Annotated in this window: 12 protein-coding genes and 1 pseudogene; 6 read left to right on the forward strand and 7 right to left on the reverse strand. The window is 49.0% G+C overall.

The features are described 5' to 3' along the window. Positions 1-1,011: a RepB family plasmid replication initiator protein gene (locus HV213_RS31210; RefSeq protein ID WP_000200070.1), complete on the forward strand. Its 1,011-nt coding sequence runs from the start codon at positions 1-3 to the stop codon at positions 1,009-1,011. Positions 1,012-1,708: 697 nt separating this feature from the next. Here HV213_RS31210 and HV213_RS31215 read toward each other — a convergent pair. Beyond that, positions 1,709-2,449 (reverse strand): tyrosine-type recombinase/integrase, encoded by a 741-nt coding sequence (locus HV213_RS31215; RefSeq protein ID WP_001515717.1) that lies wholly within the window; start codon positions 2,447-2,449, stop codon positions 1,709-1,711. A 1,143-nt stretch (positions 2,450-3,592) separates the two neighbouring features. On the opposite strand from HV213_RS31215, the gene HV213_RS31220 reads away from it, so the two are divergent. Continuing rightward, positions 3,593-4,540, forward strand: coding sequence for a sensor domain-containing diguanylate cyclase (locus HV213_RS31220; RefSeq protein ID WP_022064516.1), 948 nt, complete (start codon positions 3,593-3,595; stop codon positions 4,538-4,540). Between the two features lie 26 nt (positions 4,541-4,566). On the opposite strand, the gene HV213_RS31225 is transcribed toward HV213_RS31220, so the two are convergent. The 6 genes and pseudogenes from HV213_RS31225 to silR form a co-directional block, all read right to left on the reverse strand. Next, positions 4,567-4,737, reverse strand: coding sequence for an EAL domain-containing protein (locus HV213_RS31225; RefSeq protein ID WP_004152066.1), 171 nt, complete (start codon positions 4,735-4,737; stop codon positions 4,567-4,569). Between the two features lie 20 nt (positions 4,738-4,757). Beyond that, positions 4,758-5,905 (reverse strand): IS3 family transposase gene (locus HV213_RS31230; RefSeq protein ID WP_181486547.1). Its coding sequence is split into 2 segments (ribosomal slippage): positions 4,758-5,668 and positions 5,668-5,905, totalling 1,149 coding nucleotides; the frame shifts between segments, so codons are not numbered across the junction. A 59-nt stretch (positions 5,906-5,964) separates the two neighbouring features. Then, positions 5,965-6,096: pseudogene (locus tag HV213_RS31235) on the reverse strand (CopM family metallochaperone); the annotation flags it as partial. Between the two features lie 143 nt (positions 6,097-6,239). Then, positions 6,240-6,671: a silver-binding protein SilE gene (gene silE / locus HV213_RS31240; RefSeq protein ID WP_000790483.1), complete on the reverse strand. Its 432-nt coding sequence runs from the start codon at positions 6,669-6,671 to the stop codon at positions 6,240-6,242. Positions 6,672-6,921: 250 nt separating this feature from the next. Further along, positions 6,922-8,397, reverse strand: coding sequence for a copper/silver sensor histidine kinase SilS (gene silS, locus HV213_RS31245; RefSeq protein ID WP_032433718.1), 1,476 nt, complete (start codon positions 8,395-8,397; stop codon positions 6,922-6,924). Next, on the reverse strand, positions 8,390-9,070 hold the full coding sequence (gene silR / locus HV213_RS31250) for a copper/silver response regulator transcription factor SilR (RefSeq protein ID WP_181486548.1): 681 nt from the start codon (positions 9,068-9,070) through the stop codon (positions 8,390-8,392). Before silR ends, silS begins: the two co-directional genes overlap by 8 nt. A 189-nt stretch (positions 9,071-9,259) precedes the next feature. Between silR and silC the strand changes: the two genes are divergently transcribed. The 4 genes from silC (at position 9,260) to silA (ending at position 15,599) form a co-directional block, all read left to right on the forward strand. Further along, entirely contained in the window at positions 9,260-10,645 is a 1,386-nt protein-coding gene (silC, locus tag HV213_RS31255) for a Cu(+)/Ag(+) efflux RND transporter outer membrane channel SilC (RefSeq protein WP_009654314.1), read from the forward strand. 28 nt (positions 10,646-10,673) lie between these two features. After that, entirely contained in the window at positions 10,674-11,036 is a 363-nt protein-coding gene (gene cusF, locus HV213_RS31260; protein ID WP_110820886.1) for a cation efflux system protein CusF, read from the forward strand. 113 nt (positions 11,037-11,149) lie between these two features. Beyond that, positions 11,150-12,442: a Cu(+)/Ag(+) efflux RND transporter periplasmic adaptor subunit SilB gene (gene silB / locus HV213_RS31265; protein ID WP_033939200.1), complete on the forward strand. Its 1,293-nt coding sequence runs from the start codon at positions 11,150-11,152 to the stop codon at positions 12,440-12,442. Between the two features lie 10 nt (positions 12,443-12,452). Further along, the gene (silA, locus tag HV213_RS31270) at positions 12,453-15,599 is read left to right on the forward strand and encodes a Cu(+)/Ag(+) efflux RND transporter permease subunit SilA (protein ID WP_167737060.1); all 3,147 of its coding nucleotides are present in this window, start codon (positions 12,453-12,455) and stop codon (positions 15,597-15,599) included. Positions 15,600-15,606: the final 7 nt, after the last annotated feature.

Raw genomic sequence — 15,606 nt, forward strand, 5'->3', positions numbered from 1 at the left:
ATGACGAGCGAAAATAACAGCTTACTTCTGAACCTTCAGGAGGTTGATAAGACAACCGGTGAAGTTGTTAAGCTGGATGTCAACAGCACCAGTACCGTGCAGCCAGTAGCGCTCATGAGACTCGGTCTCTTCGTCCCAACTCTGAAATCAACAGGGAAGAGCAAGGCGAACCGGAAAAACGTTACAGACGCGACTGAGGAGCTTGTACAGCTGTCCATTGCCAAAAGCGAAGGATACACTGACGTTAAGATCACCGGTTCGCGTCTTGATATGGACACGGATTTTAAAGTCTGGCTGGGGATAATTCGCTCCATGTCGGAGTATGGGGTAAAAAGTGACACCCTGGAACTGTCGTTCGTCGAATTCGTTAAGATGTGCGGATTTGACTCCCGTCGTTCAAACAAAAAAATGCGCGATCGCATCAGTAATTCCCTGTTTAAACTCGCCTCGGTTACGCTGAAGTTCCAGAGCGAGACCAAAGGATGGACCACCCATCTGGTGCAGTCAGCCTATTATGATATCAACGAGGATATCGTTGAGATCAAGGCTGAACCTAAGCTGTTTGAGCTTTACCACATGGACAGAAGGGTACTGCTGCGGCTGAAAGCCATTGACGCCCTGCAGCGCAAGGAATCAGCCCAGGCGCTTTATACCTACATCGAAAGTCTTCCCCAGAATCCTGCACCTATTTCCATGAAACGGATGCGTGACCGGCTGAATCTCACCTCAAATGTCTATACGCAGAACCACACGGTGCGTAAGGCGATGGAGCAGCTGCGGGATATTGGTTATCTGGATTACACTGAGTTTAAACGTGGCCGAGCCACCTATTTCAGCGTGCATTATCGCAACCCCAAACTCATCAGTGGTCCTGTGAAGGTTCCGCGCAAAGAGGAAGAAGAGAAGGCGCCAGAGCAAAATTATGACGAAGTCATTAAGGCGCTGAAGGCTGCTGGCATCGATCCCCTTAAACTGGCCGAAGCTCTCTCAGCGATGAAGCCAGAAAATTGACTGCGATATGCATAACATGACTGCCGGATGCCGCTAAGGACATTCCATTGACTGTGATATGCATCACGCATACCGCAGTCAATATGTGTTCTCCATCATGTCTGCCATGATCGAACAATATTGACTGTCATATGTGATTTCAGGCCGTGATACGCAGATATTGACTACGGTATGCGGGTTTAACGGCGATATTCCCAGGTCTGTGCACTGCTCCACACGTGTTAACATGCCACAGTCAATTTTTCAGTAAAGCTCTATACCCCTTACGAAAATCTCAATCGGATGCTGAGACGGTCATGTTACCTGACGGTATCCGTTCCCCTGTGTATTGCAGGTTTAGCCCGGCAGGATGAGACTGCAGCTGTCTGTATAACCCGGCGCCAGCTTCACACTGCTAAATGCGAACAGGAGACCGATGGCAGAAGGGAGTGAGCCACAGGGGTGAATGACTTTCGCAATTAACGGGATGATTCACTGAGCTTTCAGGAAACAATACACTGTGGGATGTACGGCCTGTGTCCTGTCTTGTCTGCGGTATGTCGATGCCTGCAGGCTTGCAGGTCACCGTGCAAGACCACGGCTGTTCAGTCATCCGAATGATGTCCTGGTGTGCTGGAGCAGGGAGGGGCACTGAATGCGCTCTGCTCCTGTATTTCGTATTAGCGGAATACAGGACGTCATGCCAGGGCCGTCAATCTCAGCCGGCCGGGGGCAGGGAGCGAAGGATCTCCGCGGCATCTCGCCCATCACCGGTAAAGGGAACGGCCAAGGTGGCAGCCATGTCCAGCGCAAATACCCGGGTATAGACTTCCATCGAGCGCGGATCCTTATGCCCGGCCAGTGCCTGGATGACCTTCCTGGGCTGCCGGTGATAAAGCATGTGCATAATATAGCTGTGACGGAAAGTATGCGGCGTCACGGGGATCGAAAAATGCACGCCGTCAGCTTCAGCCCGCTTCACCGCCTGTTTCAGCCAGTTGCGCATTGTCTCATCCGTGACCGGCCATAACGGCTCACGCCGGCGGGGGCGGGTGGTGACCATCCAGCTTTCCATCTGACGCACAAAACTGGCATCCGTCAGCGGTACCAGACGCACTTCATCTTTTGGCGGCCGGCCACGACGTGCCCGCACTTTTTCCGACAGCACCCGAACAAAAGGGCGCAGACCATCCAGGTCGAACGATTCCGGGGTGAGCGTCCGGGCTTCACCGATACGGATCCCGGTATTCCACATGGTGGCGAACAACATGTGGTGACGCTGGTCAGGCATATACCAGAGGAGGGCGCTCACTTCCGGCGCCAGGAGGTAAGCCGGCGTGGCACCTGTTGAGGTGGCCATCCGCCGGAGTGCCACCGCGGTCGCAAAATCAACGCCCGGGGCGATCGGCAGCAGGGAGACGCGTTCTGGTGAATTCTGCAAGGGAATGATGCTGTTCATGAGTTATTTTTCACGTAGCGCACGCACTGTTTATGGATACAGGTATTTTGCACCTGACGGGCCGATCCTGCCATGACAATAAATCGCAGCGCGCGGATCCTTTTGTTGTCTTATCCCGCATTATTGCGGGTAAAACCAAATACGTAAAGGATCCTTTTTCTGCTCAGATCCTCCATGAAGCCAGTAATGACGCGGGTTGATGGCTGTTTTACGGTTTTTGGGAGAATTGGAGTAATGCCAGGATGTACATGTTAGGCAGGAAAAAGAAGAGAAGAGAGCGCTACGCGATTTCCGGCCTGGTACACCCCTGTAACCTTGCGGGATTTTGCGTAACGCTTTCATAAGTTTACAACAGAAGAGAAAAGATATTTGCTGAAAAATGAAGTCCGTAAGTTAAATAAAAAATCATGATCCGTCCGGCACTATGTACTTAGCTGTCGTTTAGGTCTTAGGTGTTTTTGCTAAATTACGATGGTATCCCTTGTCAGAGTAATCTGGCTTGTCCTGCACATCTTCAGGTGACAATTCAGTGCAATTTCAGGGGTTAATCCTTTTGTCGTCTGCAGAATCTATCTATAAACGGGCTGTTTGTTGGTTCGCCAGAAGGAAAAAATTTAGCGTCGCGCAGATTCAGGCTGTGTTGGACTTTTCTGTTCTGTATCAACAGTTCCTGTCTTAAGCTGATACAATATACCCTCAGTAGAAAATATTGGATAAGGAAACTATGCACCTTCCTGGACAATTTTCTTGAGCCTTTCATGCCGTTTCGTCTTGTTCAGATTCAGAACTGCCATACGTTTCTTCAGCCACTGGTTTTCATAAGAAACCATGTAGATCAAGCATTAATGTCTTTACATTTATTTGAACAGATGAGCTTTAATTGTGCCACAAAAAATAAGTCATTGTAAGTTATGGCGATTTTTAATATACAAATCATTATGCATTCTGAATACATGGAAGTGTATAATGAGCGCTTCAGGTCACAGATGATTAGATGTAACAGTTCACTATTCATCATGATGTATTGGAAACTTGTTAAGTTTTATATGATTATGAGATATTGGGATTATTGAGTTCCAGGACAATTCTGATAAGATAGCGATAACCAACACTACCCTGCAATAACCACTCAAGATGAAAATTATGACAAACCATAAAGAAGAGAACAGGTTATTATCATTATATTCTATGGGGATCCTTGATACAAAATCTGAAGAACGATTTGACAGATTGACGAGGATTGCCACCAAACTCTTTGATGTACCAATAGCACTTGTTTCATTAATTGATAGAGACAGGCAATGGTTTAAGTCATGTTATGGGCTGAAGATAAAAGAGACAGATAGAAGTGATTCATTTTGTACAATAGCAGTAGATCTTAGTGAACCATTAATAGTGCCCGATGCAAGCCTTGATCCAAGATTCAAAGAAAATAAATTAGTTAAAAATGATCCTTATATCCGGTTTTATGCAGGGCATCCCGTAAGACTGCCAGATGGTGAGATAGCTGGAACAATATGTATTATTGATACAGAACCAAGAGTATTAACAAGAGATGACTTCTTATTGCTTAAAGATTTAGCAGAAATCGTAGAGGATGAGTTTAGAATAATAAACGAAGCAACTACTGATCCTTTGACAGGTATATGTAACCGGCGTTCTTTCGCCCTAATGACGGATGAATCGTTAAGAAAAGCCAAAAAAAAGAAAAAAACATTCTGTGTTCTGATCATAGATCTCGATAATTTTAAACCAATCAATGATAACTTCGGTCATTCAGAAGGTAATGAAGTACTTTGCAATTTTGCAGATATGCTGGAAGATCTTAGTAGTTCAAAAAGCGTTGTTGCAAGATTAGGAGGTGATGAATTTGGTGTTCTATTACCCGAGTCAACCTATAAAGAAGCAGAAGAATTCCTTCATAAATTGAGGGCCGGGATTACCAGCTACAATCTTAATTCTCAAAAAAAATACAACATAGATTTTTCTGCAGGGATTATTGAATATGATGAGAAAATTCATACTGAACGCTCTGCTATCATGCAGGATGCAGACGAAAGAATGTATGAAATTAAAAAGGGAAAACGATAGTATATGAAAAAATAGGGCATACAGCCCTATTTTTTTTGGCCCCTCAAAAAATCAATCAGTTGATCACCTGACAAAGGCTTCGAATAATAATAACCTTGAAATTCATCGCAATTCATATTTTTAAGCAATTCAAACTGTTCATTATTTTCCACACCTTCTGCTACTATACCTAAACTGAAAGCTTTTCCAAGAGACACTATGAATCGCCACGGATAATCTAGACACTTCCGAGCCGTTGATAATACTGGTTTTCATATTCTGTCGATGACATCTGTTCGCTAGAACCATGCCGACGCTTACTGTTATAAAACATTTCGATGTAATCAAAAATATCACTGCGGGCTTCTTCCCGCGTTCCGTAGATCTTTTTCTTTATCCGTTCACGTTTCAACAACTGGAAAAAACTTTCTGCAACCGCATTATCATGGCAGTTACCGCGACGGCTCATGCTACCCTCCAGGCCGTGTGATTTCAGGAACGACTGCCACTCATGGCTTGTGTACTGACTGCCCTGATCCGAATGAACCAGCACCTGATTTTCGGGATTACGCCGCCATACAGCCATCAGCAGTGCGTTCAGGACAATGTCCTTTGTCATCCGGGATTGCATGGACCAGCCGATAATTTTGCGTGAGAACAGATCAACAACAACGGCAAGATACAGCCAGCCTTCGTGGGTCCTGATGTAGGTTATGTCCGTTACCCAACGCTCATCAGGAGCATCCGGATTGAACTGTCGCTGGAGCCTGTTGGGTGACACGATACTGGCCTCGCCTTTACGTGCCCGCGGGCTCCGGTATCCGACCTGAGCCTTTATTCCGACACGTTTCATCAGTCTCCAGACTCTGTTTACTCCGCACTGTTGCCCGCTGTCACGCAGATCCAGATGGATTTTGCGATAACCATAGACGCATCCCGATTCCAGCCAGAACTGTTTAATCTGTCCTGTCAGTCTCAGGTCTGCCTGATGGCGTTGTGAATGCGGCTGCTGAAGCCAGGCGTAAAAACCACTGGGATGAACATCCAGCACCCGACAGAGCAGGCGAACAGGCCAGCAACAGGAGTTGTCACGGATAAAGGCGTACCTCAGTCGGACAGCTTTGCGAAGTACGCCGCGGCTTTTTTTAATATGTCCCGTTCGTCGGTAACCCGTTTCAGCTCTTTCTGGAGACGGCGGATCTCGGCCTGAGCATCTGACTGTTCTTTATTAGTGGAAGAATCCGGACCGTACTTCTTTATCCAGGCATAAAGGCTGTGGGTGGTGATATCGAGACGTGTTGCAACGCTGGCAACAGAATAACCGCGATCAACAACCTGTTTAACTGCTTCAGTTTTAAACTCTTCGGGATAACGCTTACCGCTCATGGGCACCTCTCTTTAAGCCATCTTAAATGACTCTGAGGTGTCTGTTAAACCCGTGACGATTCAATCCCCGCCATGTATTCCTGTGACGATGCTGATGAGGTCATATCTGACATGTTCATTTCAGAATGTTCAGCAGAAATGGCTGGCAGGGATAACATTAATATTACAAAAAGGGTGTTTTTGATTTTCATATAATAATTCCTTTCAGACAGGTACCGGTTAAGTGTAGCTGAGTCAGACAAAAAAGCCCCCTGACGGGGGGCAAAAATGTAGCAACGTTGTTTCAGGAAAATCTATCAGGGAAAAGGTAACAGCACGGATACTACCGTCGCATTCAGCCTGCATTGATCATGCGGCGGTGCGCTTCGGCCATGGCCTGATGTGGGCCGGATTGCCCGTTATTCATGAATTCATGGGCAACCGCTGCTCTTTCATGCTCATTCATCGCCGCGTAAGACGTTGACGGGACGGTCGTGGATACCGTGTTATTTCCCATCATCTTCTGATGACTTTCCACCATTTTCTGGTGCGCATCCGCCGAGCCGTTCGTCATGGTTTCATGAGCAATAATGGCCTGTTCATGCTGGTCCATACCGGTCATACGAGGAGCAGTCCCCTGGATCCCGACAGGAGCCGCAGCAGACTGCATCTGGTGAGCAGGAGCCTGTGCATTGTTGACGCGATCATGGATATTCACGGTTTCAGTGGCCCAGGCCGATGAAATTAAACCAAAGCCCAGCAAAGATGCTAATACGATATTTTTCATGATAACTCTCCATTTCTGAATTAGTGATGTCCGGGGAAGTACAACCGGTGTTTTCAGTTCCATAACTGAAACAAGTTCGGCAGCGTTTATTTCTCCGGAAGAGGGCTGGATATTCATTTCCTGGCGTACTCTGACGCCGGGTATTGATGAAGCAATCCAGCCTTCCTGATAAGTTGCACTAATTATATCGAATGGCTTCTGTTTGCTGCATGACAGGCTAATGACATCTTTGTCATTTACATCTTTATTTTCAGCATTGGGTTTCCGGGATCATTTTCTCCAGTCTGGGCACGGATAAGATAAAACGCGTGGAGCGTACGTCTGATTCCACCTGCACTCTTCCGTGATGTGCTTCCACGATTGACTTCACAATCGCAAGGCCGATGCCGCTGCCTTCTCCTTTTCGTTGTCTGGATGGATCCACCCGATAAAAACGGTCAAACAGCCTTGATAAATGTTCTTCAGGGATCGGTTTCCCTGGATTTTCAATCACAAGGTCAAAAAAGCTCTCCTGCTTTCTTATTGAGACGGTGATGGCCTGTCCCTCCGGGGTATAACGCAGGGCATTGGATAACAGATTATTGATCGCTCTTCTGAACATTTGTGGATCTCCCTCAACCAGGCAGGGCATCCCGTTAAATTTGAGCGTGATATTGCGTTCTTCGGCCCAGGCTTCGAAAAACTCGAAGACTTTCATGACTTCTGCTCTGAGGTCAAAACGGACCCTGTCAGGTATAAGCTGGTTATTGTCCGCCTGTGCCAGAAACAGCATGTCGCTGACCATTTTGGTCATCCGGTTATACTCTTCAAGACTGGAGTAGAGGACATCCTCAAGTTCCTTCTGGGTTCGATCCTGACTCAGTGCGATTTCAGTCTGCGTCACCAGATTGGTGATGGGCGTTCTGATCTCATGCGCGATATCGGCAGAGAAATTGGCCTGGCGGGTAAAGACGTCCTCAATCTTTCCAATCATATGATTGAACGAGATAACCAGTTGCTCCAGCTCAATGGGAACGCGTGTCGGTTCCAGCCGCGCATCAAGATTCTCGGAGGTGATGTTTTTAATGGCATTGCTGACATTACGAAGGGGCAGGTGCCCCTGACGGACAGCGATGCGAATGATCAGAACAATCAGCAGGCTTATCACGACGGCGATCGCAATCAGATTTTTTTTCAGCGCATCGAGGTAATGGAGATGGAAATTAATGGAGAGGCCAGTCAGCATGACATAATTCTGCTGTTTGCCCTGAAATATCGCCTGGCCAGAGGAGGCGATAATCCGGTATGTTTCCATCTTCATTTCAGACCCGGTATCCATCGGTCTCGCAGGATCCTCCACCGTCCAGAGAAAGACATCCCGTGCGCGGCTGTGCTCGCTAAAATCTGCGGAATTCACGGCCGGGTGTAGTGCCGCCCCCTGCGCTGAACTAAAGAGCACTTCCCCCCTGGGATTGAGGAGCAAAAGGGCAACGTTGCGGTAGCTGGCAATCGACTCCTTTATTTTGCTTACTTTTTTTTCATCCGGATCCACCGGGGACTGCAGTATACGGTTCAGGGTAGTGCTGATTTGTTGAAGATCGCTGACATCCTGCTCGGCAAAATGATTTTCAACAGAATGCAGCATAAACCAGGTGAAGGCGATAAAAGCCAGTATCGTGGACAGGCTGATAAAAAAGGTCAGCCGCAGGGCGAGTGAGAAAGGGCGCCTGGAAGGTTTGCTATGCATCCGGGGCCTCCAGTATATAGCCCACGCCCCGGACAGTCTGGATCAGCTTTGTCCCGTAATCGTTGTCTATTTTAGCGCGGAGTCGCTTTACGGCGACATCAATCGCGTTAGTGTCGCTGTCAAAATTCATGTCCCAGACCTGAGAGGCAATCAGGGAGCGGGGAAGAACCTCGCCCTGATGGCGAATGAAGAATTCCAGCAGGCTGAACTCTTTACTGGTGAGCACAATGCGGTTTCCGGCGCGACTGACTTTTCTGGATACGAGATCCATCGAGAGATCAGCCACCCTAAACTGGTTTTCCGTGATCATCGTGTTTCCCCGCCTCAGAAGGGTTCTCACCCGGGCCAGCAGTTCGGCAAACGCAAAGGGTTTAACCAGATAATCGTCCGCACCCAGTTCCAGTCCTTTGACCCTGTGTTCGATCGTGCCGAGGGCCGTCAGTAGTAAGACCGGCATACCCTTTCCGGCAGTGCGCAGCATGCGGATGATATCCCAGCCGTTCACATCAGGCAGCATGATGTCCAGAATGACTAAATCATACTCGGCTGTCATGGCGAGATGATATCCGGTAAGACCATTATCAGCGTGATCCACCACGAACCCTGCCTCTGTAAGCCCTTTGCTGAGATATTCACCTGTTTTAATTTCGTCTTCGACGATCAATATTTTCATCTTGCTCCCCGTCTGGCTGCTAATGTCATTCTATTGCGCACACGATCGTAATCAACGAATTACCGTAAAAATGACAACATTGTCATTATTCTGTCACCCGACAAACAGAGTGCATTCTGTAAAGTAAACCTGGTAATACTCTGGACTTCATTTGAACCATTTACCAGGTCTGCCTGGACGAGAAGCAATATGTTCAAATTAAAACTACTCAGCATCAGCACAATCTTCATTCTGGCTGGTTGTGTCTCTCTGGCGCCTGAATATCAGCGTCCGGCAGCACCGGTACCCCAGCAGTTTTCACTGTCCCGTAACAGCCTGACGCCAGCGGTGAATGGCTATCAGGATACGGGCTGGCGTAACTTTTTTGTCGATCCCCAGGTCACCCGGCTGATTACTGAAGCCCTGACTAATAACCGTGATTTGAGAATGGCTGCACTGAAGGTTGAAGAGGCCCGGGCCCAGTTCAACGTCACGGATGCAGATCGTTATCCCCAGCTGAATGCCTCATCCGGGATCACATACAGCGGTGGTCTGAAAGGTGACAAGCCGACCACACAGGAGTACGACGCAGGTCTGGAGTTCAGTTATGAGCTCGATTTTTTCGGCAAACTTAAGAACATGAGTGATGCTGATCGCCAGAACTACTTTGCCAGCGAAGAAGCCCGTCGGGCCGTACACATCCTGCTGGTCTCCAGCGTTTCACAAAGCTATTTCAGCCAGCAACTGGCGTACGAACAACTTCGTATTGCGCGGGAAACGCTGAAAAATTATCAACAGTCCTATGCTTTCGTTGAGCAGCAGCTCGTGACCGGGAGTACGAACGTTCTGGCACTTGAACAGGCGCGAGGACAAATCGAAAGTACCCGCGCCGAAATAGCCAAACGAGAAGGCGATCTGGCTCAGGCAAACAATGCCCTGCAACTGGTGCTGGGAACGTACCGCGCACTTCCGTCAGAAAAAGGGATGAAAGGCGGGGAGATAGCCCCAGTAAAATTGCCACCAAATCTGTCTTCACAAATTTTGCTGCAGCGACCGGATATTATGGAAGCGGAATATCAGCTGAAAGCGGCTGATGCCAATATTGGCGCAGCGCGAGCGGCCTTTTTCCCCTCAATTACCCTGACCAGTGGTCTTTCCGCAAGCAGTACGGAGCTGTCCAGCCTGTTTACGTCAGGAAGTGGAATGTGGAATTTTATCCCTAAAATTGAAATTCCTATATTTAATGCTGGCAGGAATAAAGCCAATCTGAAGCTGGCTGAAATTCGCCAGCAACAGTCGGTGGTTAATTACGAACAAAAAATTCAGTCAGCCTTTAAGGATGTTTCCGACACGCTTGCGCTGCGCGACAGCCTTAGCCAGCAACTTGAGTCACAGCAGCGTTATCTTGATTCACTTCAGATAACTCTCCAGCGTGCCAGAGGATTATATTCCAGTGGTGCTGTCAGTTACATTGAAGTGCTGGATGCAGAGCGTTCTCTCTTCGCTACGCAGCAAACCATTCTCGATCTTACCTATTCCCGGCAGGTTAACGAAATTAATCTGTTTACCGCACTGGGTGGCGGTTGGGTAGAGTAAATTTATTTAATTAATCAGGAAATTTAAAATGCGTAATTCATTTAAAGCCGTTTTATTTGGTGCCTTCTCTGTCATATTTTCTGCCGGTCTTCATGCTGAAACACATCAGCATGGTGATATGAATGCTGCCAGTGACGCTTCGGTACAGCAGGTTATCAGGGGCTCCGGTGTCGTTAAAGCCATTGATATGAATAGTAAAAAAATCACCATTTCGCACGAAGCTATCCCTGATGTGGGCTGGCCTGCAATGACCATGCGCTTCACTTTTGTTAATGCAGACGACGCTATTGACGCTATTAATGCCCTGAAAACTGGCAGCCACGTTGATTTCTCGTTTATTCAGCAGGGTAATATTTCTTTACTTAAAAGCATTAACGTGACGCAGTCCTGATTGGCAGTCCGGAGCGATTACATCCTGTGCGCCTGTACATTCACATAGGTATATGTGTGAGTTAACCGTCAGGCGCATATGACAGGTGTTTTGATTTTTTAGCGGAAAATTGTATGGCTTCTTTAAAGATAAAATATGCTGCAATAATTATCAGCAGCCTCATAGCAGGGGGGCTGATATCGGTTACTGCCTGGCAGTATGTAAACTCAGCACAAAAGACAGAAAAAACAGAACAAAAGGCACCGGAACGAAAGGTGCTTTTCTGGTATGACCCAATGAAACCGGATACCAAATTTGATAAACCCGGAAAATCGCCCTTTATGGATATGGACCTGTTGCCAAAATATGCTGATGACAGTGGCGATAAAAGCAGTGGCGGGATCCGTATCGACCCAACCCAGGTTCAGAATCTGGGATTAAAAACGCAAAAAGTCACGCGAGGAATGCTGAATTATTCTCAGACAATCCCGGCTAATGTCAGCTATAACGAGTATCAGTTTGTTATTGTGCAGGCGCGTTCTGACGGGTTTGTCGAAAAAGTCTACCCCATGACGATTGGCGATCATGTGAAGAAGGGGACGCCACTTATCGATATTACCATTCCGGACTGGGTGGAAGCACAGAGCGAATTCCTTCTGTTATCCAGCACCGGTGGTACTTCCACGCAAATTAAAGGCGTTCTGGAACGGCTTCGCCTGGCAGGTATGCCGGAAGAGGATATTCAGAGACTGCGTTCTACCCGGAGCATTCAGACCCGTTTTACCATTAAAGCACCTATTGATGGTGTCATTACTGCATTTGACCTGCGCACCGGCATGAATATTTCGAAAGATAAGGTTGTGGCTCAGATTCAGGGAATGGACCCGGTCTGGATCAGCGCTGCAGTGCCAGAATCTATCGCATATCTGCTGAAAGATACGTCGCAGTTTGAAATTTCGGTACCGGCTTATCCGGATAAAACATTCCATGTCGAAAAATGGAACATTCTTCCCAGCGTGGATCAGACAACCCGTACGCTTCAGGTCCGTCTCCAGGTTTCTAATAAGGATGAGTTTCTCAAGCCGGGCATGAATGCCTATCTGAAACTGAATACCAAGAGCCAGGAGATGCTGCTGATACCAAGCCAGGCCGTTATCGATACCGGCAAAGAACAGCGCGTGATTACTGTTGATGATGAAGGCAAGTTTGTGCCGAAACAGATCCACGTTCTGCATGAATCACAGCAACAGTCCGGCATCGGTTCCGGCCTGAATGAAGGCGATACCGTGGTGGTCAGTGGCCTGTTCCTCATTGACTCCGAAGCCAATATTACGGGCGCGCTGGAACGTATGCGCCACCCTGAAAAAACAGAAAGCAGTATGCCAGCAATGTCTGACCAGCCTGTAAATATGCATTCAGGGCACTGAGGAGACGACGATGATTGAATGGATTATCCGGCGCTCTGTCGCCAACCGTTTCCTGGTCATGATGGGCGCACTGTTTCTCAGCATCTGGGGCACATGGACGATAATTAACACGCCGGTCGATGCGCTGCCTGACCTGTCAGATGTGCAGGTCATTATTAAAACCAGCTATCCCGGACAGGCCCCGCAGATTGTAGAAAACCAGGTCACCTATCCACTTACCACCACCATGCTGTCCGTACCTGGCGCAAAAACCGTGCGTGGTTTCTCACAGTTCGGGGATTCGTATGTGTATGTCATTTTTGAAGACGGGACCGATCTGTACTGGGCCCGTTCGCGCGTGCTGGAATACCTGAATCAGGTTCAGGGCAAACTGCCTGCGGGTGTGAGCTCTGAAATCGGTCCGGACGCCACGGGAGTGGGCTGGATATTTGAATATGCCCTGGTCGATCGCAGCGGAAAACACGACCTTTCAGAACTGCGTTCTTTGCAGGACTGGTTCCTGAAATTTGAACTGAAAACCATCCCGAACGTGGCGGAAGTAGCTTCGGTTGGCGGCGTGGTGAAACAGTATCAGATCCAGGTCAATCCGGAGAAATTGTCCCAGTACGGTGTCAGCCTGCCTGAAGTGAAACAGGCTCTTGAATCGTCTAACCAGGAGGCCGGTGGTTCATCCGTTGAAATGGCCGAAGCGGAGTATATGGTCCGGGCCAGCGGATATCTTCAGACCATTGATGATTTCAATAACATTGTCCTGAAAACCGGCGAGAACGGTGTACCGGTTTATCTGCGGGATGTTGCCCGCGTGCAGACCGGGCCTGAAATGCGGCGAGGTATTGCCGAACTGAACGGCCAGGGGGAAGTCGCTGGCGGCGTGGTGATCCTGCGGTCGGGTAAGAATGCGCGCGACGTTATCACGGCAGTGAGGGATAAACTGGAGACGCTGAAGGCCAGCCTGCCGGAAGGTGTTGAAATTGTGACCACCTACGATCGCAGCCAGTTAATCGATCGGGCCATTGATAACCTCAGCTACAAACTCCTGGAAGAGTTTATCGTGGTGGCCATCGTCTGTGCCCTGTTCCTGTGGCACGTACGTTCTGCCCTGGTGGCAATTATTTCTCTGCCGCTTGGCCTGTGTATCGCCTTTATCGTCATGCACTTCCAGGGACTGAACGCCAATATCATGTCGCTGGGAGGGATAGCGATTGCCGTCGGTGCGATGGTGGATGCCGCCATTGTGATGATTGAAAATGCGCACAAACGGCTTGAGGAGTGGGATCATCAGCATCCGGGTGAGCAGATTGACAACGCCACCCGCTGGAAGGTGATTACCGACGCCTCCGTGGAAGTGGGACCCGCGTTGTTCATTAGCCTGCTGATCATCACCCTGTCCTTTATTCCTATCTTTACCCTGGAAGGGCAGGAAGGTCGTCTGTTTGGCCCGCTGGCATTCACGAAAACGTACTCCATGGCGGGAGCGGCCGCACTGGCCATCATCGTCATTCCTATTCTGATGGGATTCTGGATCCGGGGGAAAATTCCTGCCGAGACAAGTAACCCCCTGAACCGGGTGCTGATCAAAGCGTATCATCCTTTGCTGCTGCGGGTCCTCCACTGGCCAAAAACAACCCTGCTGGTTGCGGCCTTGTCCATTTTCACGGTTATCTGGCCACTGAGTCAGGTGGGCGGTGAATTTCTGCCGAAGATTAACGAGGGCGATCTGCTGTATATGCCGTCGACCTTGCCTGGCGTCTCTCCGGCAGAAGCTGCAGCGCTCCTGCAGACAACAGACAAGTTAATCAAAAGCGTTCCTGAAGTGGCTTCTGTATTTGGCAAGACCGGTAAAGCACAGACCGCAACGGATTCCGCGCCGCTCGAAATGGTGGAAACCACGATCCAGCTCAAACCTGAGGATCAGTGGCGTCCAGGCATGACGATTGACAAGATTATTGAAGAACTCGACAGGACCGTCCGTTTACCGGGGCTGGCAAACCTCTGGGTGCCGCCAATCCGTAACCGTATTGATATGCTCTCAACCGGGATCAAAAGCCCGATAGGTATCAAAGTGTCCGGGACTGTTCTGTCGGATATCGACGCGACGGCGCAGAGTATCGAGGCGGTAACCAAAACGGTACCGGGTGTGGTGTCTGTCCTGGCTGAGCGACTGGAAGGTGGACGTTACATTGATGTGGACATTAACCGGGAAAAAGCTTCCCGGTACGGGATGACAGTAGGTGATGTCCAGCTGTTCGTCTCATCAGCCATCGGCGGTGCGACGGTAGGGGAAACGGTGGAAGGCGTGGCCCGGTACCCTATTAACATTCGTTACCCACAGGATTACCGCAACAGTCCGCAGGCGCTGAAACAGATGCCGATCCTGACCCCGATGAAGCAGCAGATCACACTGGGCGATGTTGCCGATATTAAAGTCGTTTCCGGACCAACCATGCTGAAAACCGAAAATGCCCGGCCAGCCAGCTGGATTTATGTTGATGCCCGCGGCAGGGACATGGTGTCAGTGGTTAACGATATTAAGACGGTCATCAGCGAGAAAGTGAAACTGAGACCGGGGACCAGTGTGGCATTCTCAGGACAGTTTGAATTACTCGAGCACGCCAGCAAGAAATTAAAACTGATGGTACCGATGACGGTGATGATCATTTTCATCCTGTTATATCTGGCATTTCGCCGTGTTGACGAAGCCCTGCTGATCCTGATGAGTCTGCCGTTTGCGTTGATTGGCGGGATATGGTTCCTGTACTGGCAGGGCTTCCATATGTCTGTGGCGACCGGAACCGGATTTATCGCCCTGGCCGGGGTGGCAGCAGAGTTTGGCGTGGTCATGCTGATGTATCTGCGTCATGCCATTGAAGCGCACCCGGAATTGTCCCGTAAAGAGACGTTCACACCGGAAGGCCTTGATGAAGCCCTCTATCATGGTGCCGTACTGCGTGTCCGGCCGAAAGCCATGACCGTGGCGGTGATCATTGCGGGTCTGCTGCCAATACTCTGGGGAACCGGTGCAGGTTCAGAAGTCATGAGCCGTATCGCGGCACCCATGATTGGTGGGATGATCACGGCTCCGCTGCTGTCCCTGTTCATTATTCCTGCCGCCTACAAATTAATCTGGCTGCGCAGACATAAAAAAAGCGTGTCCTGAACCTGAA

The organism is Klebsiella sp. RHBSTW-00484 (genome assembly GCF_013705725.1).
Taxonomy (GTDB): domain Bacteria; phylum Pseudomonadota; class Gammaproteobacteria; order Enterobacterales; family Enterobacteriaceae; genus Klebsiella.

Bases quoted from the DNA above. Each gene is read 5' to 3' on its own strand.
- HV213_RS31210 (WP_000200070.1), top strand. From the start codon at position 1: ATGACGAGCGAAAATAACAGCTTACTTCTGAACCTTCAGGAGGTTGAT.
- HV213_RS31215 (WP_001515717.1), bottom strand. From the start codon at position 2,449: ATGAACAGCATCATTCCCTTGCAGAATTCACCAGAACGCGTCTCCCTG.
- HV213_RS31220 (WP_022064516.1), top strand. From the start codon at position 3,593: ATGACAAACCATAAAGAAGAGAACAGGTTATTATCATTATATTCTATG.
- silE (WP_000790483.1), bottom strand. From the start codon at position 6,671: ATGAAAAATATCGTATTAGCATCTTTGCTGGGCTTTGGTTTAATTTCA.
- silS (WP_032433718.1), bottom strand. From the start codon at position 8,397: ATGCATAGCAAACCTTCCAGGCGCCCTTTCTCACTCGCCCTGCGGCTG.
- silR (WP_181486548.1), bottom strand. From the start codon at position 9,070: ATGAAAATATTGATCGTCGAAGACGAAATTAAAACAGGTGAATATCTC.
- silC (WP_009654314.1), top strand. From the start codon at position 9,260: ATGTTCAAATTAAAACTACTCAGCATCAGCACAATCTTCATTCTGGCT.
- cusF (WP_110820886.1), top strand. From the start codon at position 10,674: ATGCGTAATTCATTTAAAGCCGTTTTATTTGGTGCCTTCTCTGTCATA.
- silB (WP_033939200.1), top strand. From the start codon at position 11,150: ATGGCTTCTTTAAAGATAAAATATGCTGCAATAATTATCAGCAGCCTC.
- silA (WP_167737060.1), top strand. From the start codon at position 12,453: ATGATTGAATGGATTATCCGGCGCTCTGTCGCCAACCGTTTCCTGGTC.